This window comes from Pseudomonas sp. GW823-FHT03E05 (genome assembly GCF_058796855.1).
This window is the reverse complement of the sequence record NZ_JBXAJB010000002.1, coordinates 749,086-770,063: the sequence shown is the minus strand read 5'-3', so window position 1 is coordinate 770,063 and position 20,978 is coordinate 749,086. Positions and strand designations below refer to the sequence as shown.

Below are 20,978 nucleotides of genomic sequence, written 5' to 3'. Positions count from 1 at the left end.
CGCCTTAGCCTGACAACCCTGGAGTGTCTGGTTTGATCGTCTTTCGTTATCTGTCCCGCGAAATCCTGCTGACCCTGAGTGCCGTGAGCGCGGTATTGCTGGTCATCATCATGAGCGGGCGCTTCGTCAAGTTCCTCGCGCAAGCCGCCTCGGGGGCCCTGGATCCGGGCTCGCTGTTCCTGATCATGGGTTTTCGCCTGCCGGGCTTCTTGCAACTGATCCTGCCCCTGGGGCTGTTCCTCGGCATTCTCCTGGCTTACGGCCGGCTCTATCTCGAAAGCGAGATGACCGTGCTGTCGGCCACCGGCATGAGCCAGCAGCGCCTGTTGGGCATGACCATGATCCCGGCGGCCCTGGTGGCCCTGCTGGTGGCCTGGCTGAGCCTGAGCCTGGCGCCCCAGGGTGCCAACCAGTTCCAGCTTTTGCTGAACAAGCAGGATGCCCTGACCGAGTTCGACACGCTGGTGGCCGGGCGCTTCCAGGCGCTCAACGACGGTACCCGGGTCACCTACACCGAGCAGTTGTCCGAAGACCGGGCCAACCTGGGCGGCGTGTTCATTTCCGAGAAACGCCTGGGCCAGCAGAAAAAGGACGAGGGCATTTCGGTGCTGGTGGCCGAGAAGGGCCATCAGGACATTCGCCCCGACGGCAATCGCTACCTGATCCTGGAAAACGGCTATCGCTATGACGGCAACCCGGGCGAGGCCAACTACCGGGTGATCAAGTACGACACCTACGGTGTTTTGCTGGAACGTCCGGACGTCAGCGACGAAGTCACCGATCGCGACGCCATGCCGACCTCCCAACTGATCGGCAAGGATGACCTGCGGGCACGTGCCGAGCTGCAATGGCGCCTGTCCCTGCCATTGCTGGTGTTTATCGTGACCTTGATGGCGGTGCCGTTGTCCCGGGTCAACCCGCGCCAGGGTCGCTTCCTCAAGCTGATCCCGGCGATCCTGCTGTACATGGCCTACCTGACCATCCTGATCGCCGTGCGCGGTGCACTGGAGAAGGGCAAGATTTCCCCGGCCCTGGGGCTGTGGTGGGTGCACCTACTGTTTCTGTTGATCGGCCTCGGCCTCATGTATTGGGAGCCGATGCGCTTGAAAATGGCGAGTCGTCGCAGCGTGAAGGAGATGGCTCGTGGTTAAGCTCGATCGCTACATCGGTAGCAGTGTGTTCATGGCTATCCTGGCGGTCCTGGGGATCATCCTCGGGCTGGCCTCGCTGTTTGCCTTCATCGATGAGATGGGGGCTGTCAACGAAACGTATACCGTGGTGGATGTAATGAGCTACGTGGCTCTCACTGCGCCGCGTCGGGTCTATGAAATGCTGCCCATGGCAGCCCTGATCGGCTGCCTGATCGGCCTTGGCAGCCTGGCCAGTAACAGCGAGTTGACCATCATGCGCGCGGCCGGTGTATCGGTGGGCCGTATTGTCTGGGCGGTCATGAAACCCATGCTGGTGCTGATGCTGGTGGGCGTGCTGGTGGGCGAATACGTAGCGCCGGCCACCGAGACCCAGGCCCAGGCCAGTCGGGCCCTGGCCCAGGGTTCCGGCGATGCCCAGAGTTCCAAGCACGGCCTGTGGCACCGCCAGGGCGATGAATTCATCCATATCAACGCAGTGCAGCCCAATGGCCTGCTCTATGGCGTGACCCGCTACCACTTCGATGACCAGCGCCACATGCTGTCGTCGAGCTTTGCCCGCCAGGCCCGTTTCCACGAGGACTACTGGCAGCTGACGGATGTCACCACCACCTACTTCCGCGACGGTCATACCGAAGTCATCAGCGTGCCCGGCGAACGTTGGGATGTGGCCTTGAGCCCGCAACTGCTGAGCACTGTGGTGATGGCGCCGGAATCCCTGTCCATCAGCGGCCTGTGGGGCTACATCCACTACCTGGCCGACCAGGGCCTGAACAACGGTCGCTACTGGCTGGCGTTCTGGGTCAAGGTCCTGCAGCCGCTGGTGACGGCGGCGCTGGTATTGATGGCCATTTCCTTCATTTTCGGTCCGCTGCGTTCGGTGACCCTGGGTCAGCGGGTATTCACCGGCGTACTGGTGGGTTTCACCTTCCGCATCGCCCAGGATCTGCTGGGCCCTTCGAGCCTGGTATTTGGCTTTTCGCCGCTGTTCGCGGTGCTGGTGCCTGCGGGTATCTGCGCGGTGGCGGGCGTCTGGCTGTTGCGCCGGGCCGGCTGATTCCGCGGCTTTGCCAGGGTCTTGACGTAACGCCCCGGTCCTTGGATCGGGGCGTTTTTGCATTTGACAAACGCTGACAGGCGAGCGTGACGCTTGTGCCGAGTATCAGGTACAATTCCCGGCTATTTTTCGGCGGGCCATGCCTGCAGCCTTTTTGAGTGTTCATCCGTGAGTGATTTGAGTCATATCCGCAATTTCTCCATCATCGCCCACATTGACCATGGCAAGTCGACTCTGGCCGATCGCTTCATCCAGATGTGCGGCGGCCTGGCCGAGCGCGAAATGGAAGCCCAGGTTCTGGACTCCATGGACCTTGAGCGTGAGCGCGGGATCACCATCAAGGCCCACAGCGTCACCCTCTATTACAAGGCCCGCGACGGCATTACCTACCAGCTGAACTTCATTGACACCCCGGGCCACGTGGACTTCACCTACGAAGTCAGCCGTTCCCTGGCGGCCTGTGAAGGTGCATTGCTGGTGGTGGACGCCGGCCAGGGCGTCGAAGCCCAGTCGGTTGCCAACTGCTACACCGCCATCGAGCAAGGCCTGGAAGTGATGCCGGTGCTGAACAAGATCGACCTGCCACAGGCCGATCCGGAGCGGGTCAAGGAAGAGATCGAGAAGATCATCGGTATCGATGCCACCGACGCCGTGACCTGCAGCGCCAAGACCGGCCTGGGCGTGGACGAGGTGCTCGAGCGCCTGGTGACCACCATTCCGGCACCGACCGGCAACATCGAAGACCCGCTGCAAGCCCTGATCATCGACTCCTGGTTCGACAACTACCTGGGCGTCGTGTCCCTGGTACGTGTACGTCATGGCCGGGTGAAGAAGGGCGACAAGATCCTGGTGAAATCCACCGGCAAGATCCACCTGGTGGACAGCGTTGGTGTATTCAACCCGAAACACACCGCCACCACCGACCTCAAGGCCGGTGAAGTGGGCTTCATCATCGCGGGCATCAAGGACATTCACGGCGCGCCCGTGGGTGACACCCTGACCCTGAGCTCGACCCCGGACGTTGAAGTGCTGCCGGGTTTCAAGCGCATCCAGCCCCAGGTCTACGCCGGCCTGTTCCCGGTCAGCTCCGACGACTTCGAGGATTTCCGCGAAGCCCTGCAGAAGCTCACCCTGAACGACTCTTCCCTGCAGTACACCCCGGAAAGCTCCGACGCCCTGGGCTTCGGCTTCCGCTGCGGGTTCCTCGGCATGCTGCACATGGAGATCATCCAGGAGCGCCTGGAGCGCGAGTACGACCTGGACCTGATCACCACCGCACCGACGGTAATCTTCGAGCTGCAACTGAAGAACGGTGAAACGATCTACGTCGACAACCCGTCCAAGCTTCCGGATCTGTCGGCGATCGAAGACATGCGCGAGCCGATCGTGCGGGCCAATATTCTTGTGCCGCAAGAGCACCTGGGCAACGTCATAACCCTGTGCATCGAGAAGCGCGGCGTACAGCACGACATGCTGTTCCTCGGCAGCCAGGTCCAGGTGACCTACGACCTGCCGATGAACGAAGTGGTCCTGGACTTCTTCGACCGCCTGAAATCCACCAGCCGCGGCTATGCTTCGCTGGATTACCATTTCGATCGTTACCAGTCGGCTAATCTGGTGAAACTGGATGTGCTGATCAACGGTGAGAAGGTCGACGCCCTGGCGTTGATCGTGCACCGTGACAACGCCCACTACAAAGGGCGTGCGCTGACCGAAAAGATGAAAGAACTGATTCCTCGGCAGATGTTTGACGTGGCAATCCAGGCCGCCATTGGCGGGCAGATTGTGGCGCGGACAACCGTCAAGGCACTCAGAAAGAACGTACTGGCCAAATGCTACGGCGGCGACGTTAGCCGTAAGCGCAAGCTGTTGGAAAAGCAAAAGGCCGGTAAGAAACGCATGAAGCAAGTGGGCAACGTGGAAATTCCACAAGAAGCCTTCCTTGCCGTGCTCAGGTTGGATAGTTAGGTCCTATGTCACTAAATTTCCCGCTGTTGCTGGTCATCGCTGTCTTCGTTTGCGGTCTCTTGGCGTTGCTCGACCTGGTGTTCCTGGCACCGCGCCGGCGTGCCGCCATTGCCAACTATCAGGGCAGCGTCAGCCAGCCGGACGGGGTGGTGGTCGAGAAGCTGAGCAAAGAGCCGCTGCTGGTTGAATACGGCAAGTCGTTCTTTCCGGTGCTGTTCATCGTCCTGGTGCTGCGTTCGTTCCTGGTGGAGCCGTTCCAGATTCCATCGGGCTCGATGAAGCCGACCCTGGATGTGGGCGACTTCATCCTGGTGAACAAGTTTTCCTACGGGATCCGCTTGCCGGTGATCGACAAGAAGGTCATCGAAGTCGGTGATCCGCAGCGCGGCGATGTGATGGTGTTCCGCTACCCAAGCGATCCGAACGTCAACTACATCAAGCGTGTGGTCGGCCTGCCGGGTGATGAAGTGCGCTACACCAGCGACAAGCACCTGTTCGTCAACGGTCAGCCGGTGGCGGAGCAACTGGTGGGGGCTGAACCCGGCACCTTGGGCAGCGCCGAGCTGTACAAGGAAAAACTGGGCGCCGCCGAGCACTTGATCCGCAAGGAAATGAGCCGTTACCGGGCAACCCCGGACGGTCGCTGGGTGGTTCCGGCCGGGCACTACTTCATGATGGGCGACAACCGCGACAACTCTAACGATAGTCGCTATTGGGACGATCCAAGTATTCCCAAGGACCTGCTGGGCATGGTTCCCGACAAGAATATCGTCGGCAAGGCCTTCGCAGTATGGATGAGCTGGCCCGAACCGAAACTCAGCCACCTGCCGAATTTCTCGCGGGTTGGCCTGATCAAGTAATCACACGCGGCGCTGTTGAACACAGCGCCGAATGCTTTTCTGGCTCTTGTATAAAACGGCCTTGCCCTTGGGCGACCCGTAACAGCCTTATCGCCAGATGCATGCAGTCAACGATATTCAGGATGTAAATTTGAACACAGCGTTAATTGCCACCCGCACCTCGTGCGCGGCCCCTGGGATGGCGAGTTTCGGCAACGAAACCAGCGTGGGTAAACCGTGAGCGTTTCTTTGAGCCGTCTCGAGCGTCAGCTCGGTTATTCCTTCAAGGACCAGGAGCTGATGCTGCTGGCCCTCACTCACCGCAGCTTTGCCGGGCGCAACAACGAACGCCTGGAGTTTCTCGGTGACGCCATTCTCAACTTCGTTGCCGGCGAGGCGCTGTTCGAGCGCTTTCCCCAGGCCCGCGAAGGCCAGCTGTCGCGTTTGCGCGCGCGTCTGGTGAAAGGTGAAACACTGGCGGTGCTGGCCCGTGGTTTCGACCTGGGCGAGTACCTGCGCCTGGGCTCCGGCGAATTGAAGAGCGGCGGTTTCCGTCGTGAGTCGATCCTTGCCGATGCCCTGGAGGCCCTGATTGGTGCGATCTACCTGGACGCCGGCATGGAGACTGCCCGTGACCGCGTGCTGTCCTGGCTGGCCTCGGAGTTCGAGAGCCTGACCCTGGTGGACACCAACAAGGACCCCAAGACCCGGCTGCAGGAATTCCTCCAGTCCCGCGCCTGCGAATTGCCACGTTACGAAGTGGTGGATATCCAGGGCGAACCGCATTGCCGGACATTCTTCGTTGAATGTGAAGTCACCTTATTGAATGAAAAAAGCCGAGGTCAGGGTGTGAGCCGCCGTATTGCCGAACAGGTAGCGGCCGCCGCAGCACTGATTGCCCTGGGCGTGGAGAATGGCCATGACTGATTCAACTGCAACACGCTGTGGCTATGTCGCCATCGTCGGCCGCCCCAACGTGGGCAAGTCGACGCTGCTCAACCACATCCTCGGCCAGAAGCTGGCGATCACCTCGCGCAAGCCCCAGACCACTCGTCACAACATGCTCGGGATCAAGACCGAAGGCGCCATCCAGGCGATCTACGTCGATACCCCCGGTATGCACAAAAGCAACGAGAAGGCGCTGAACCGCTACATGAACAAGACCGCTTCGGCGGCGTTGAAAGACGTCGACGTGGTGATCTTCGTGGTCGATCGCACCAAGTGGACCGACGAAGACCAACTGGTACTGGAGCGTGTGCAGTACGTGCAGGGCCCGGTAATCCTGGCGATCAACAAGACCGATCGCATCGAGGACAAGGCCGAGCTGATGCCGCACCTGACCTGGCTGCAGGAGCAACTGCCGAACGCCGAGATCGTGCCGGTCTCCGCCCAGCAGGGCCACAACCTCGAAGCCCTGGAAGGCCTGATCGCCAAGCACCTGCCGGAGAACGACCACTTCTTCCCGGAAGACCAGATCACCGACCGCAGCAGCCGCTTCCTCGCCGCCGAACTGGTGCGGGAAAAGATCATGCGCCAGCTCGGTGCCGAGCTGCCCTACCAGATCACCGTGGAAATCGAAGAGTTCAAGCAGCAGGGCAAGACCCTGCATATCCATGCCTTGATCCTCGTCGAGCGCGACGGCCAGAAGAAAATCATCATTGGCGACAAGGGTGAGCGGATCAAGCGCATCGGCATGGAGGCGCGCAAGGACATGGAGCTGCTGTTCGATTCCAAGGTCATGCTCAACCTCTGGGTCAAGGTCAAGGGCGGCTGGTCCGACGACGAACGCGCCCTGCGCTCGCTGGGCTACGGCGACCTCTGATGCACTTAGCCGGCAAGCCGGCTCCTGCACCTTCCTGTAGGAGCCGGCTTGTCGGCGTACAGCTGCAACCCCTTCTCCGGACCCGGTTCCCTCTCTTCCCCTGAGATCCCCCGCAACCATGTCCAGCAACGCCCTAGTCGGCCAACTCGCCTACGTCCTGCACAGCCGCGCCTACCGCGAAAGCAGTGCCCTGGTGGATTTTCTTACCCCCCAAGGTCGCCTGCGAGCGGTGCTGCGCAATGCCCGGGGCAAGGCCGGGACCCTGGCGCGGCCCTTCGTGCCCCTGGAGGTCGAGTTTCGCGGCCGTGGCGAACTGAAGAACGTCGGGCGCATGGAAAGTGCCGGCATTGCCGCCTGGCTCAATGGCGAGGCGTTGTTCAGCGGCCTCTATCTGAACGAGCTGCTGATTCGCCTGCTGCCGGCGGAAGATCCCCATCCCGCGGTATTCGACCACTACGCTGCCACGCTGCTGGCCCTGGCCGAAGGCCGTCCCCTGGAGCCTCTGCTGCGGGCCTTTGAGTGGCGCCTGCTGGATGACCTGGGCTACGGCTTTGCCCTGGACAGCGACATCCATGGCGCGCCCATTGCTGCCGACGGCCTGTATCGCTTACAGGTGGATGCCGGGCTGGAGCAGGTGTTCCTGCTGCAGCCGGGGCTGTTCAACGGCACCGAGTTGCTGGCCATGGCCGATGCCGACTGGAGCGCTCCCGGCGCGCTGTCGGCGGCCAAGCGCCTGATGCGCCAGGCCCTGGCGGTGCACCTGGGCGGCCGGCCCCTGGTCAGTCGCGAGTTGTTTCGCAAGCCTTAGTCTCCCCGTATGCTGTGCGCCGAATCTTCATTTATTCAGGAGCGCTTCCGTGACCACCAGCAATCGCATTCTTCTTGGCGTGAACATCGACCACGTTGCCACCCTGCGCCAGGCACGGGGCACCCGTTACCCGGACCCGGTCAAGGCAGCGCTGGACGCGGAAGAGGCGGGCGCCGACGGCATCACCGTGCACCTGCGCGAAGATCGCCGGCATATCCAGGAGCGCGACGTGCTGCTGCTCAAGGATGTGCTGCAGACCCGCATGAACTTCGAAATGGGCGTCACCGAAGAGATGATGGCTTTTGCCGAGCGTATCCGTCCGGCACATATCTGCCTGGTGCCGGAAACCCGCCAGGAGCTCACCACCGAAGGCGGTCTGGATGTGGCGGGGCAGGAGGCGCGGATCAAGGCGGCGGTAGAGCGGCTGTCGAAAATCGGTTCCGAAGTGTCCCTTTTCATCGACGCCGACGAGCGCCAGATCGAGGCCTCCAAGCGGGTCGGCGCGCCGGCCATCGAGTTGCACACCGGGCGTTATGCCGATGCCCAGACACCCAGTGAAGTGGCCGAGGAGCTGCAGCGTATCGTCGACGGCGTTGCTGTTGGCCTGGCCCAGGGCCTGATCGTCAACGCCGGCCATGGCCTGCATTACCACAACGTCGAGGCGGTGGCGGCGATCAAGGGCATCAACGAGCTGAACATCGGCCATGCCCTGGTGGCACACGCTCTGTTTGTCGGTTTCAAAGGTGCGGTGGCTGAGATGAAGGCCTTGATCCTGGCGGCTGCGGCCAAGGCCTGAATCGCCTTCGCCGGCCAGCCGGCTCCTGCACAACCTGCGTAGGAGCCGGCTGGCCGGCGAATGCTTTTAAAGCGGCGGATTCTCTTCCGGCGGCTTGGTCTTGTTGACCCCGGGTACGTGCAGGTTGCCTTCGGCAACCTGGTCGCCTTCCAGCTGCGGCTGGGTCACCCAGGTGAGAATGTCGTAGTAGCGACGGATGTTGGCGACGAAATGCACGGGCTCGCCGCCCCGGGCATAGCCGTAGCGGGTCTTGCTGTACCACTGCTTCTGCGACAGGCGCGGCAGCATCTTCTTCACATCCAGCCACTTGTTCGGGTTCAGGCCCTCTTTCTCGGCCAGCTTGCGCGCATCGTCCAGGTGGCCGGTGCCGACGTTATAGGCGGCCAGGGCGAACCAGGTGCGGTCCGGTTCCTCGATCTTGTCGTCCAGCTGTTCCTTGATATAGGCCAGGTACTTGGCCCCGCCGCTGATGCTCTGCTTGGGGTCCAGGCGGTTGGAAACGCCCATGGCCTGGGCCGTGTTCTGGGTCAGCATCATCAGCCCGCGCACCCCGGTCTTGGAGGTGACCTCGGCCTGCCACATCGATTCCTGATAGCCCACCGCCGCCAGCAGGCGCCAGTCGAGCTTTTCCTGCTTGGCCGACGCCTTGAAGTGCTTCTCGTACTTGGGCAGGCGTTGCTGCAGGTGCTGGGCAAAGGTGTAGGCGCCGACATAGCCGAGCACGTCCACATGGCCGTAGTAGCGGTCCTTCAGGCGTTGCAGGGTGCCGTTCTTCTCGACCTTGTCGAGGAAACTGTTGATCTCGTTGAGCAGGCTGTTGTCGTCGCCTGCGGCCACGGCCCAGCTCTGGCTGCGGGCGTCGCCCAGGTCAAAGGCCACTCGCACATTGGGGAAGTAGACCTGGTTCATCGCCAGTTCGTTGGAGTCCACCAGGGTCAGGTCGATCTGCCCTTCGTCCACCATGCGCAGCAGGTCCACCACTTCCACGGCGTCCGACTCTTCGTATTCGATGCCGGGGTACTTGAGCTTGAGTTCCGCCAGTTGTTCGGCGTGGGTGCTGCCCTTGAGCACCATGATGTGCTTGCCCAGCAGGTCTTGCGCGGTGGTGGGGCGGGAACGGCCATTGCGATAGATGACCTGGGGCGTGACTTCCAGATAGGGGTGGGAGAACCGCACCTGCTGCTTGCGCTGCTCGCTGCTCACCAGGCCGGCGGCGGCCAGTACCGGGCCCTTGGGCTGGCCCAGCTGGTCGAACAGATCGTCGAGGTTGTCGGCGGTCTCGATCTTGAGCTCCACCCCCAGATCGTCGGCAAAGCGTTTCACCAGCTCGTATTCGAAGCCGGTTTCACCGTTGCGATCCTGAAAGTAGGTGGCAGGGCTGTTACGGGTGACCACCCGCAGCACACCATCCTCCTTTACGCGCTCGAGCGTGCTGGGTTTCTCAACACAGGCGCCGAGCATCAGGAAGAGTCCGGTAACGATGAGCCACTTGGCGCAGCGCGGACGTAAAGCCATAGGGGAAAACATTGGCGCAGTATACGCAAAGGATAACGGCCGCCATATCTCGACAGCGAAGGGCTTGTCTGCTAGCGATGGTCGAGCCGGGCTGAAGGCCTCAGGAATGGGGCCTGGGCGCTGAATGTGACGTTTAAAATAACCACCGGCAATGACCCTGATGAGGCTTTGTTATAGGGGGCTGGCCCCGGGCCGACGTCCGGAGGCGCCCGGGGGTTGCGTTTCGAGTGCCGATGCCAGCGGTTTACGTTAGAATGCACGGCCTCAAAGCACACCCCCTTCCCGAGGCTGTCCCGAAGATGTTGATCCTGCGCGGCGCTCCTGCCCTTTCTGCCTTTCGCCACAGCAAACTCCTTGAGCAACTGAGCCAGAAAGTACCGGCTGTCAGTGGCTTGTATGCTGAATTCGCTCACTTCGCCGAAGTCACCGGCGTCCTGACCGGCGACGAACAGCAGGTGCTTGCGCGCCTTCTGAAGTACGGCCCCAGCGTTCCGGTACAAGAGCCGACCGGCCGTCTGTTCCTGGTCCTGCCACGTTTCGGCACCATTTCGCCGTGGTCGAGCAAGGCCAGCGACATCGCCCGCAACTGTGGCCTGGCGAAGATCCAGCGCCTGGAGCGCGGCATCGCCTTCTATGTGGCCGGTGAGTTCAGCGAGGCCGAGGCCCAACTGATCGCCGACGCCCTGCACGACCGCATGACCCAGATCGTGGTGGCCAACCTGGAACAGGCCGCCGGCCTGTTCAGCCACGCCGAACCCAAGCCGCTGACCGCCATCGACATCCTCGGCGGTGGCCGGGCTGCGCTGGAGCAGGCCAACAGCGAGCTGGGCCTGGCCCTGGCCGAAGACGAAATCGATTACCTGATGAACGCCTTCCAGGGCCTCAAGCGTAATCCCCACGACATCGAGCTGATGATGTTCGCCCAGGCCAACTCCGAGCACTGCCGTCACAAGATCTTCAACGCCAGTTGGGATATCGACGGCCAGAGCCAGGAAAAAAGCCTGTTCGGCATGATCAAGAACACCTATCAGATGCACAACGAAGGTGTGCTCTCCGCCTATAAGGACAACGCCGCGGTCATCGTCGGTTCGGTTGCCGGGCGTTTCTATCCGAACCCTGAGACCCGCCAGTACGGTGCGGTGCAGGAGCCGGTGCACATCCTGATGAAGGTCGAGACCCACAACCACCCGACCGCCATCGCGCCGTTCCCGGGGGCCTCCACCGGTTCCGGCGGCGAAATCCGCGACGAAGGCGCCACCGGGCGCGGCGCCAAGCCCAAGGCCGGCCTCACCGGTTTCACCGTGTCCAACCTGCAGATCCCGGGCTTCGAACAGCCGTGGGAAGTGCCGTACGGCAAGCCTGAGCGCATCGTCACCGCCCTCGACATCATGATCGAAGGCCCACTGGGTGGCGCGGCGTTCAACAACGAATTCGGCCGTCCGGCCCTGACCGGTTATTTCCGCACCTTCGAGCAATCCATTACCACGCCTCGTGGCGATGAAGTTCGCGGTTACCACAAGCCGATCATGCTGGCAGGCGGCATGGGCAACATCCGTGACGAGCACGTGCAGAAAGGCGAGATCACCGTCGGCTCCAAGCTGATCGTGCTCGGCGGCCCGGCGATGCTCATCGGCCTGGGCGGCGGCGCCGCTTCCTCCATGGCCACCGGCACCAGCTCGGCGGACCTGGATTTCGCTTCGGTACAGCGTGAAAACCCTGAAATGGAACGCCGTTGCCAGGAAGTCATCGACCGTTGCTGGCAACTGGGGGACAACAACCCCATCAGCTTCATCCACGACGTGGGCGCCGGTGGCCTGTCCAACGCCTTCCCGGAACTGGTCAACGATGGCGGCCGTGGCGGTCGCTTCGAACTGCGCAACATCCCCAACGACGAGCCGGGCATGGCCCCGCACGAAATCTGGTCCAACGAATCCCAGGAGCGTTATGTCCTGGCGGTGGGCGCTGCGGATTTCGAACGTTTCAAGGCCATCTGCGAGCGTGAGCGCTGCCCGTTCGCGGTGGTCGGCGAAGCCACTGCCGAGCCACAGTTGACCGTGACCGACAGCCACTTCGGCAACAGCCCGGTGGACATGCCGCTGGAAGTGCTGCTGGGCAAGGCCCCGCGCATGCACCGTTCGGCCGTACGGGAAAACGAGTTGGGTGACGATTTCGATCCAAGCACCCTGGATATCGCCGAGAGCATCGAGCGCGTCCTGCACCACCCGGCCGTGGCCAGCAAGAGCTTCCTGATCACCATCGGCGACCGCACCATCACCGGCCTCGTGGCCCGCGACCAGATGGTCGGCCCATGGCAGGTGCCGGTGGCCGACGTGGCCGTGACCGCCACCAGCTTCGACGTCTACACCGGTGAGGCCATGGCCATGGGCGAGCGCACGCCGCTGGCCCTGCTGGACGCCCCGGCGTCCGGCCGCATGGCGATCGGCGAGACCCTGACCAACATCGCGGCCTCGCGCATCAACAAGATCAGCGACATCAAGCTCTCCGCCAACTGGATGTCCGCTGCCGGCCACCCGGGCGAAGACGCGCGCCTGTACGACACCGTCAAGGCAGTGGGCATGGAGCTGTGCCCAGAGCTGGGCATCACCATCCCGGTGGGCAAGGACTCCATGTCCATGGCCACCCGCTGGAACGAAGAGGGCGTGGACAAGAGCGTCACCTCGCCGCTGTCGCTGATCGTCACTGGCTTCGCACCCGTAGCGGACATTCGCCAGACCCTGACCCCGCAACTGCGCATGGACAAGGGCACCACCGACCTGATCCTGATCGACCTCGGTCGCGGGCAGAACCGCATGGGCGCCTCGATCCTCGCCCAGACCCACGGCAAGCTCGGCAGCCAGGCACCGGACGTGGATGATGCGGAAGACCTCAAGGCCTTCTTCGCGGTGATCCAGGGCCTCAACGCCGACGGTCACCTGCTGGCCTACCACGACCGTTCCGATGGCGGCCTGCTGGTCAGCGCCGTGGAAATGGCCTTCGCCGGCCATTGCGGCCTGAACCTGAGCCTCGACGCCGTGGCGGAAAACACCGCCGAAATCGCCGCCATCCTGTTCAACGAAGAGCTGGGTGCGGTGATCCAGGTGCGCCAGGACGCTACTCCGGACGTGCTGGCCCAGTTCAGCGCCGCCGGCCTGGGCGATTGCGTGGCCGTGATCGGCCAGCCGATCAACAACGGTGAAGTGAGCATCTCCTACAACGGCGAAAGCGTGTTCACCGGCCAGCGCCGCCTGCTGCAGCGTCAGTGGGCAGAAACCAGCTACCAGATCCAGCGCCTGCGGGACAACGCCGACTGCGCCGAGCAGGAATTCGACGTGGTACTGGAAGAAGACAACCCGGGCCTGAGCGTCAAGCTGGGCTTCGACGTCAACCAGGACATCGCCGCGCCTTACATCAAGAAAGGCGTGCGTCCACAGGTGGCGGTACTGCGTGAGCAGGGCGTCAACGGCCAGGTGGAAATGGCAGCGGCCTTTGACCGCGCCGGCTTCAACGCCATCGACGTGCACATGAGCGATATCCTCGCCGGTCGCGTCGACCTCAACGACTTCAAGGGCATGGTTGCCTGCGGCGGCTTCTCCTACGGCGACGTACTGGGCGCCGGTGAAGGCTGGGCCAAGTCGGCGCTGTTCAACAGCCGTGCGCGGGATGCCTTCCAGGGCTTCTTCGAACGTACCGACAGCTTCACCCTGGGTGTGTGCAACGGTTGCCAGATGATGTCCAACCTGCACGAGCTGATCCCGGGCAGCGAGTTCTGGCCGCACTTCGTGCGCAACCGCTCCGAGCAGTTCGAAGCCCGGGTGGCCATGGTCCAGGTGCAGGAGTCGAACTCGATCTTCCTGCAGGGCATGGCCGGTTCGCGGATGCCGATCGCCATCGCCCACGGTGAAGGCCATGCGGAGTTCGAAAGCGAAGAGGCATTGCTGGAAGCCGACCTGTCCGGTTGCGTGGCCCTGCGTTTCGTCGACAACCACGGCAAGGTCACCGAGCGCTACCCGGCCAACCCCAACGGTTCGCCGCGCGGGATCACCGGCCTCACCAGCCGCGACGGTCGCGTCACCATCATGATGCCGCACCCTGAGCGGGTGTTCCGTGCCGTGCAGAACTCCTGGCGCCCGGATGAGTGGAACGAAGATGGGGCGTGGATGCGCATGTTCCGTAACGCTCGGGTCTGGGTGAACTGAGGCTGATGTACAAGCTCAGCTTCTTCGTGCCTCCCAGCCATGTGGAGTCGGTCAAGAGCGCTGTGTTCGCCGCGGGCGGCGGACGCATCGGCGCCTATGACCAGTGCGCCTGGCAGGTGCTCGGCCAGGGCCAGTTTCGCCCGTTGGACGGCAGCCAGCCGTTTCTCGGGCAGACCGGCCAGGTGGAGCGGGTGGAGGAGTGGAAGGTCGAGCTGGTGGTGGCCGACGAACTGATTCGCGACGTGGTACTGGCCCTCAAGCAGAGCCATCCCTACGAAACGCCGGCTTATGAAGTCTGGCGCCTCGAAGCGTTCTGAGGTTATCCACAGACACAAAGCCCGCTGAACCGGCAACGGTCAGCGGGCTTTTTTGTGGGCCTTCGCCAGCCAGCCGGCTCCTACAGGAGCCTTGCAGGAGCCGGCTGGCCGGCGAAAGTGCCTTCAAGCTCCTGCGCCGACCTCTCGGTGCAGCAAGCCCGTCAGCGCCACCTGCAAGCCCCCGGCCTTTTCGCCAATCAGCACGTGCCAGACGTCCCCCTCCATGCGCCGCATGCCCTGGCAGCCCAGCCCCTTGAGCGCCGGCTCCGACAGGCTGCGGCTATTGTTCACCCGCACTCGCAACCGGGTCAGCGCCACACAGTCCATCTGCAGCAGGTTGTCCCGACCGCCCAGGGCGTTGAGCCACTGCTGGGCTTCGTGGATGGAAATGTCGACCTGCGGGGGTTCTTCAACAGGCGCCTGTGCCACCGCAGCCCTGGCTGAAACGGGTGACGCCAGGCGGATCTCGTCGGCGATGCTGTCTGCCAGCGGCCCCACCACCACCTGCAAGCTGCCGCCCTTGCCGGGGCGCACCACGGCCATGGCGCCCAGGGCCTTGAGCTCGCTGTCCGAAGCCAGGTTGCGGTCTGCCAGCTCCAGGCGCAGGCGCGTGGTGCAGGCACCGACGGTAAGCAGGTTGCCGGCGCCACCCAGGGCCTTGATGTAGGCCGCGGCGCGCTGGTCGACGCTCAGTTCAGTCTTTTCGCTGGAGGGGCTGTCTTCACGGCCCGGGGTCTTGAGGTTGAAGCGGCGGATGCAGAAATCGAACACCAGGTAGTACACCACCGCGTACAGCAGGCCCACCGGAAACACCTTCCAGCCGTTGGTGGAGCGGCCCCAGCCCAGGGCCATGTCGATGGCGCCGCCGGAAAAGGTAAAGCCCAGGTGGATGTTCAGTAGGTTGGTCAGGGCCATGGCCAGCCCGGTGAGCAGGGCATGCACCAGGTACAGCAGGGGGGCAAGGAACATGAAGGCGAATTCGATCGGCTCGGTGACCCCGGTCAGGAAGGATGTCAGGGCCATGGACAGGAAGATCCCGCCCATTACCTTGCGCCGTTCCGGCGGTGTGTTGCGGTACATCGCCAGGCAGGCGGCGGGCAGGCCGAACAGCATCATCGGGAACATCCCGGTCATGAACTGGCCGCCCTTGGGGTCGCCGGCAAAGTAGCGGGTCAGGTCGCCGGTGACCACGGCGCCGGTGCTCGGGTCGGTGAAGCTGCCGAAGATGAACCAGGCCATGTTGTTGAGGATGTGGTGCAGGCCGGTGACGATCAGCAGCCGGTTGAACACACCGAAGACGAAGGCGCCGAAGCTGCCGCTTTCCAGCAGCAACTGGCCGAAGCTGTTGATGCCGTGCTGGATCGGCGGCCAGATCAGGCCGAACACCACCCCCAGGCCCACGGCGGTGAAACCGGTGGCGATGGGCACGAAGCGCCGGCCGCCGAAAAACGCCAGGTACTCCGGCAGCTTGATGTCCTTGAAGCGGTTGTACAGCGCGCCGGCCATCAGCCCGCTGATGATCCCGGCGAGCATGCCCATGTTGATGCTGGCGTCCAGCACCTTGAGGGTCGAGATCATCACCAGGTAGCCAATGGCCCCGGCCAGCCCGGCGGTGCCATTGTTGTCCTTGGCAAAGCCGACGGCGATACCGATGGCGAAGATCAGCGCCAGGTTGCCGAAGATCGACTGCCCGGCATCGTGGATGATCGCGATGTTCAGCAGGTCGGTGTCGCCCAGGCGCAGCAGCAGACCGGCGATGGGCAAGATGGCGATGGGCAGCATCAGCGCCCGGCCGAGGCGTTGCAGGCCCTCGATGAAATACTGGTACATGGCGTCTCTCCTGGAATTCTTGTTATGAGTGCAGAGGCCAAAGCCGTTCGCAGGCCTGACGGACTGCGGCGGCACCGGGCAGGTTGAGCAGCGGCTGGCTGAGCTGGCGGCACTGGCTGGCGTCCAGCTGGCGCACCCGGTCCTTGATCTCGCCCACCTGTGGCGGGCTGACCGACAGCTCGCTGACGCCCAGGCCAATGAGTACGGGTGTGGCCAGGGGATCGGAGGCCAGGGCGCCACAGACCCCGACCCAGCGACCATGGCGCTGGGCGCCGGCGCAGGTCTGGGCGATCAGCCGCAGCAGGGCGGGGTGCAGGGCGTCGACCCGTGCCGCCAGCCCGGCGTGGTCACGGTCCATGGCCAGGGTGTACTGGGACAGGTCGTTGGTGCCGATGGACAGGAAGTCGGCGTGTTCGGCCAGTTGCTCGGCCATCAGGGCGGCGGCGGGGACTTCGATCATGACCCCCAGTTCCGGGCGCTGGCTCAGGCCCAGTTCGGCAGCGAACAGGTCCAGGCGCTGGCGAATGTGCAGCAGCTCGGCGACTTCGGTGACCATCGGCAGCATCACCCGGCAGCGTTGCACGGGGCTGACCTGGAGCAGCGCCCGCAGTTGTTGGTCCAGCAGCTCAGGGCGCGCCTGGGCCAGGCGGATGCCGCGCAGCCCAAGTACCGGGTTGGCTTCCACCGGCAGGGGCAGGTAATCCAGCTGTTTGTCGCCGCCGACGTCGATGGTGCGAATGATCACCGGCTTGTCGCCCATGGCGTTGAGCACTGCCTGATAGGCCTGGCGCTGTTCTTCTTGATCCGGGGCGGTCTGGCGGTCAACGAAGAGAAACTCGGTGCGCAGCAGGCCGACGCCGTCGGCGCCACCCTGGTGGGCGTCCCGGGCTTCCTCGCTGGACGCCACATTGGCCGCCACCTCGATCTGCTGGCCGTCCTGGGTCAGGGCGGGCTCATGGGCTTTTTGCTGTTGCAGCGCATGGCGCTGGCGCTGGGTTTCGCCGGCCTGTTGCACCTGTGCGATGCGCTGCGGGTCGGGCTCCAGTTCCAGGCGCCCGCCGTTGGCATCCAGCACTACCTGGCGGCCACTGTCGATGCGCAGCACTTGCGGGCCCAGGGCCACCAGGCAAGGCAGGCCCTTGCCCCGGGCAAGGATCGCCACGTGGGAAGTGGCACCGCCGGCGGCCATGCACAGCCCGGCCACGCCCTGGGCGCTGAGTTGCAGAAGGTCGGAAGGGGTCAACTCCTCGGCGGCAACGATCGCCCCGGCTGGCAGGTCGTAGTGCCAGGCTTCCCCCAGCAGGGCGCGCAGAACGCGCTGCTGCAGGTCCCGCAGGTCGTTGGCGCGTTCAGCCAGCAGCGTACTGCCCAGTTGCTGCAGGATCTGGCATTGCTCGGTAATCGCCGCGCTCCAGGCATGGGTGGCGGCGCGGCCCTGGGCAATGGAGGCTTCGGCGGCGTCCAGCAGGGTCGGGTCTTCGAGCAGCGCCAGGTGGGCGCTGAAGATGTCCTGTTCCTGTTGGTCGCGGCGTTGCCGGGCCTGCTCCAGGGTGTGGCGGATTTCCCCGCGCACCTGGTCCAGTGCGGTGCTCAATGCTTGCCGTTGGGGCTCGGGTGCATGCTGGCCATGATCCTCCGCCAGGACCATGGCGTTGAGCCGCACCAGGGGTCCGCACACCAGGCCCGGCGCGGCGCAGACGCCCGGCAGCACGCCGTCTTCCACGGGGCCTTGGGCGGCCGGGGCCGGTACCGGGGTTTCGCCATGGGCATCTGCGGCCATCGCGGTGCCGAGGGTCTGCAGCATCGCCTGCAGGGCATCCTGGCAATCGTCGCCCTGGCAACTGACCAGCACTTCTTCCTGTTCACCGATGCCCAGGCTCATCAGGGCAATCAGGCTGGTGCAGGGGGCGCTCTTGTCCTTGAAGGTCAACTGCGAATGGCTGTTGAAGCTCAGGGCGGTCTGGCGCACCAGGGCGGCGGGGCGGGCATGCAGGCCGCCGCGATGGGCGACCTTGATCCGGGCGCTGGCCTGCTGCCCGGATTGCTCTTGCGCCAGCGGCTGCGGGCCCGCGTTGGCGCGCCGGCTGATGTGCAGCAATGGCTCGCCCACCTGGACTGTCGACAGGGTCAGCGGGCGCAGGTCGAAACCCTCGCCATTGGTCAGGATCAGCAGGCTGATCAGGCTTCGGCAATGCTGTGCCACGTGGTCCAGATCAACCCGCAGCAAGGGCTGGCCGGCACGCACCTGCTGGCCTTCCTTCACCAGCAGGGCAAACCCCTCGCCCTGCAGTTCGACAGTGTCCAGACCCAGGTGCAGCAGCAGTTCGGCCCCATTGGCGGCGCGCAGGGTGATTGCGTGCCCGGTACGTGCGACCTGGATCACCTGGCCGGCGCAGGGCGCATGCAGGGTGTCGTTGAGGGGATCGATGGCGATGCCGTCGCCCATGGCACCGCTGGCGAACACCGGGTCGGGCACGCTGCGTAGTGCTAGCACTGGCCCGCTTAACGGGGCACCGAGCGTCAGTTCGTTATTGTTGTTGTGCATGGCGCAGTACTCGTTGGCGATGGGGCTTAGTGAGTGCGGGTCACTTTGCTCAGGTGGCGCGGTTGGTCGGGGTCCATGCTGCGGGCTTGGGCGAGGCCGGCGGCCATGACGTAGAAACTCTGGATCGCCAGGATCGGGTCGAGTGCCGGGTGTTCGGCACGACTCAGGGTCAGGTCCCGTTCACCGATGTCGTCCGGAGCGGCCAGCAGCACCTTGGCGCCGCGCTGGCGCATGTCGGCGGCCAGGCTCAGCAGGCCGCCCTGCTCGGCGCCGCGGGGGGCGAACACCAGCAGCGGATAGTCGTGGTCGATCAGCGCCATGGGGCCGTGGCGGACTTCGGCACTGCTGAAGGCTTCGGCCTGGATGGCCGAGGTTTCCTTGAGCTTGAGCGCGGCTTCCTGGGCAATGGCGAATCCCGCCCCGCGGCCGATCACCATCAGGCGCTGGCAATCGCGCAGCGCATTGACGGCCAGGCTCCAATCCTGGGTCGCGGCCTGGCGCAGGCCTTCGGGCAGGGCCAGGCCGGCTTCGAGCAAGCGTCCGTCATCATTCCAGTGGCCGATCAGTCGCGCGCTGGCACTGAGGGTGGCAATAAAGCTCTTGGTGGCGGCCACGCTCTGCTCGGCGCCGGCGTGCAATGGCAGGAAGAATTCGCTGGCCGCTTCCAGCGGGCTGTTTTCCGCGTTGACCATGGCCACGCTGAGGGCCCCGCGCTTGCGCAGCAGGCGCACGCTGTTTACCAGGTCCGGGCTTTGCCCCGATTGCGAAAAGGCGAACACCGCCTGGCCGCTGACCCGTAGGGGCGCCTGCTGCATGGTCACCACCGACATCGGCAGCGAGGCCACGGGAATACCCACTTGCTGCATGGTCAGGTAGGCGAAGTAGCTGGCGGCGTGGTCGGAGCTGCCCCGGGCCACGGTCATCGCCACTTGCGGCGGCTGGCGGCGCAGGCGGCCGGCGACCTCGAGCAGCGCCGGGTCCAGGTGCTGCAACTGGTTGCTCGCGGCCAGGTGCGAGGACAGCGCCTCTTCAAGCATTTTTGAAGTCAATGTCTTCTCCTTCGACCATGACGGCGGTCAGTGTGAGTGCCCGGTCCAGGCGCACGCTGTCGGCCCAGCTGCCAGGTTGCAGGCGGCCGCGTTCAGGGATGCCGAGGTAGTCGGCGGGAAATTGCGACAGGCGCTGCGAGGCTTCGGCCAGGGGCAGGCCGATCTTCACCAGATTGCGCAGGGCCTGGTCCATGGTCAGGGTGCTGCCAGCCAGCGTGCCGTCGGCCAGGCGCACACCACCCAGGCACTTGGTCACGGTGTGGCTGCCCAGCTTGTATTCACCGTCGGGCATGCCGGCAGCTGCGGTGGAGTCGGTAACGCAGTACAGGCATGGGATCGAGCGCAGGGCCACGCGCATGGCACCGGGGTGCACGTGCAGCAGGTCCGGGATCAGCTCGGCGTACTGGGCGTGGGCCAGGGCCGCGCCGACGATCCCCGGCTCGCGGTGATGCAGCGGGCTCATGGCGTTGTACAGGTGGGTGAAACTGGTGGCGCCAGCGGCGAGGGCCGCCACGCCTTCCTCGTAGCTGCCCAGGGTGTGGCCGATCTGCATGCGCACGCCGCGGGCGCTGAGTTCGCGGATCAGGCCGTCGTGGCCGGCGACTTCCGGGGCGATGGTGATCACGCGGATCGGCGCCAGCGCCAGGTACTGTTCCACCTCCGCCAGCAGTGCGGTGTGGGCGAAGTTGGGCTGGGCGCCAAGTTTGCCGGGGTTGATGTAGGGGCCTTCCAGGTGCACGCCGAGCACTCGGGCGCAGCCCTGGGGGCGCTGTTCGGCATAGCTGCCCAGTTGCTCCAGGACCTGGCGGATTTCCTCGCTGGGGGCCGTCATGGTGGTGGCCAGCAACGAGGTGGTGCCGAAGCGCACATGGGTGCGGGTGATGGTCTGGAAGGCATCGCGGCCTTGCATGATGTCCTTGCCGCCGCCGCCGTGCACATGCAGGTCGATAAAGCCGGGCAGCAGGTAGGGCAGGTCGTTGTCCGCCGGATTGCAGGGGCTGCCTTCGATGGCGATCACCTTGCCGTCCTGATGCAGCAGACGGCCGCGGACCCAGCCTTGGGGCGTGAGGATATTGTCTTCGGACATG

Annotated in this window: 15 protein-coding genes; 10 read left to right on the top strand and 5 right to left on the bottom strand. The window is 64.2% G+C overall.

Features of this window, described 5'->3' with window-relative positions:
• Positions 1 to 32 precede the first annotated feature (32 nt).
• From lptF to pdxJ, 8 genes are all read left to right on the top strand, one after another.
• A complete protein-coding gene (gene lptF / locus AC1RCO_RS11255) occupies positions 33 to 1,151 on the top strand; it encodes an LPS export ABC transporter permease LptF (protein ID WP_065364579.1) in 1,119 nt (372 codons plus the stop codon).
• Entirely contained in the window at positions 1,144 to 2,205 is a 1,062-nt protein-coding gene (gene lptG / locus AC1RCO_RS11250; protein ID WP_065364578.1) for an LPS export ABC transporter permease LptG, read from the top strand. Before lptF ends, lptG begins: the two co-directional genes overlap by 8 nt.
• A gap of 168 nt (positions 2,206 to 2,373) precedes the next feature.
• Positions 2,374 to 4,173, top strand: coding sequence for a translation elongation factor 4 (gene lepA, locus AC1RCO_RS11245; protein ID WP_011059419.1), 1,800 nt, complete (start codon positions 2,374 to 2,376; stop codon positions 4,171 to 4,173).
• A 5-nt stretch (positions 4,174 to 4,178) separates the two neighbouring features.
• On the top strand, positions 4,179 to 5,033 hold the full coding sequence (gene lepB, locus AC1RCO_RS11240) for a signal peptidase I (RefSeq protein ID WP_011059420.1): 855 nt from the start codon (positions 4,179 to 4,181) through the stop codon (positions 5,031 to 5,033).
• Between the two features lie 216 nt (positions 5,034 to 5,249).
• Positions 5,250 to 5,939, top strand: coding sequence for a ribonuclease III (rnc, locus tag AC1RCO_RS11235; protein WP_011059421.1), 690 nt, complete (start codon positions 5,250 to 5,252; stop codon positions 5,937 to 5,939).
• Positions 5,932 to 6,834, top strand: a complete 903-nt coding sequence (gene era / locus AC1RCO_RS11230; RefSeq protein ID WP_019094760.1) for a GTPase Era — start codon at positions 5,932 to 5,934, stop codon at positions 6,832 to 6,834. The genes rnc and era overlap by 8 nt, the downstream gene beginning before the upstream one ends.
• Positions 6,835 to 6,952: 118 nt before the next feature.
• Positions 6,953 to 7,642 (top strand): DNA repair protein RecO, encoded by a 690-nt coding sequence (recO, locus tag AC1RCO_RS11225; RefSeq protein WP_342401170.1) that lies wholly within the window; start codon positions 6,953 to 6,955, stop codon positions 7,640 to 7,642.
• 49 nt (positions 7,643 to 7,691) lie between these two features.
• The gene (gene pdxJ / locus AC1RCO_RS11220; protein WP_011059424.1) at positions 7,692 to 8,438 is read left to right on the top strand and encodes a pyridoxine 5'-phosphate synthase; all 747 of its coding nucleotides are present in this window, start codon (positions 7,692 to 7,694) and stop codon (positions 8,436 to 8,438) included.
• 66 nt (positions 8,439 to 8,504) lie between these two features.
• Here the strand turns inward: pdxJ and mltF are convergent, their stop codons facing one another.
• Positions 8,505 to 9,965 (bottom strand): membrane-bound lytic murein transglycosylase MltF, encoded by a 1,461-nt coding sequence (mltF, locus tag AC1RCO_RS11215; RefSeq protein ID WP_492617701.1) that lies wholly within the window; start codon positions 9,963 to 9,965, stop codon positions 8,505 to 8,507.
• A gap of 287 nt (positions 9,966 to 10,252) precedes the next feature.
• On the opposite strand from mltF, the gene purL reads away from it, so the two are divergent.
• Positions 10,253 to 14,149 carry a phosphoribosylformylglycinamidine synthase gene (gene purL, locus AC1RCO_RS11210; RefSeq protein ID WP_011059426.1) on the top strand — a complete coding sequence of 1,299 codons (3,897 nt, stop codon included), beginning with the start codon at positions 10,253 to 10,255 and terminating at the stop codon, positions 14,147 to 14,149.
• 5 nt (positions 14,150 to 14,154) lie between these two features.
• Positions 14,155 to 14,466: a YqfO family protein gene (locus AC1RCO_RS11205; protein ID WP_015634269.1), complete on the top strand. Its 312-nt coding sequence runs from the start codon at positions 14,155 to 14,157 to the stop codon at positions 14,464 to 14,466.
• 123 nt (positions 14,467 to 14,589) lie between these two features.
• Here AC1RCO_RS11205 and nagE read toward each other — a convergent pair whose 3' ends face one another.
• From nagE to nagA, 4 genes are read right to left on the bottom strand one after another with little or no spacing between them, the layout of a single operon-like run.
• Positions 14,590 to 16,296 carry an N-acetylglucosamine-specific PTS transporter subunit IIBC gene (nagE, locus tag AC1RCO_RS11200; RefSeq protein ID WP_065364576.1) on the bottom strand — a complete coding sequence of 569 codons (1,707 nt, stop codon included), beginning with the start codon at positions 16,294 to 16,296 and terminating at the stop codon, positions 14,590 to 14,592.
• 22 nt (positions 16,297 to 16,318) lie between these two features.
• Positions 16,319 to 18,841 (bottom strand): phosphoenolpyruvate--protein phosphotransferase, encoded by a 2,523-nt coding sequence (gene ptsP, locus AC1RCO_RS11195; RefSeq protein WP_475264426.1) that lies wholly within the window; start codon positions 18,839 to 18,841, stop codon positions 16,319 to 16,321.
• A 26-nt stretch (positions 18,842 to 18,867) separates the two neighbouring features.
• The gene (locus AC1RCO_RS11190; protein ID WP_011059430.1) at positions 18,868 to 19,890 is read right to left on the bottom strand and encodes an SIS domain-containing protein; all 1,023 of its coding nucleotides are present in this window, start codon (positions 19,888 to 19,890) and stop codon (positions 18,868 to 18,870) included.
• Positions 19,871 to 20,977 (bottom strand): N-acetylglucosamine-6-phosphate deacetylase, encoded by a 1,107-nt coding sequence (gene nagA / locus AC1RCO_RS11185; protein ID WP_019094765.1) that lies wholly within the window; start codon positions 20,975 to 20,977, stop codon positions 19,871 to 19,873. Before nagA ends, AC1RCO_RS11190 begins: the two co-directional genes overlap by 20 nt.
• Position 20,978: the final 1 nt, after the last annotated feature.

Excerpts from the sequence above, each read along its gene's own strand:
- purL (WP_011059426.1), top strand. The coding sequence starts at position 10,253 with ATGTTGATCCTGCGCGGCGCTCCTGCCCTTTCTGCCTTTCGCCACAGC.
- lepB (WP_011059420.1), top strand. The coding sequence starts at position 4,179 with ATGTCACTAAATTTCCCGCTGTTGCTGGTCATCGCTGTCTTCGTTTGC.
- era (WP_019094760.1), top strand. The coding sequence starts at position 5,932 with ATGACTGATTCAACTGCAACACGCTGTGGCTATGTCGCCATCGTCGGC.
- ptsP (WP_475264426.1), bottom strand. The coding sequence starts at position 18,841 with ATGCACAACAACAATAACGAACTGACGCTCGGTGCCCCGTTAAGCGGG.
- nagE (WP_065364576.1), bottom strand. The coding sequence starts at position 16,296 with ATGTACCAGTATTTCATCGAGGGCCTGCAACGCCTCGGCCGGGCGCTG.
- recO (WP_342401170.1), top strand. The coding sequence starts at position 6,953 with ATGTCCAGCAACGCCCTAGTCGGCCAACTCGCCTACGTCCTGCACAGC.
- mltF (WP_492617701.1), bottom strand. The coding sequence starts at position 9,965 with ATGTTTTCCCCTATGGCTTTACGTCCGCGCTGCGCCAAGTGGCTCATC.
- AC1RCO_RS11205 (WP_015634269.1), top strand. The coding sequence starts at position 14,155 with ATGTACAAGCTCAGCTTCTTCGTGCCTCCCAGCCATGTGGAGTCGGTC.
- nagA (WP_019094765.1), bottom strand. The coding sequence starts at position 20,977 with ATGTCCGAAGACAATATCCTCACGCCCCAAGGCTGGGTCCGCGGCCGT.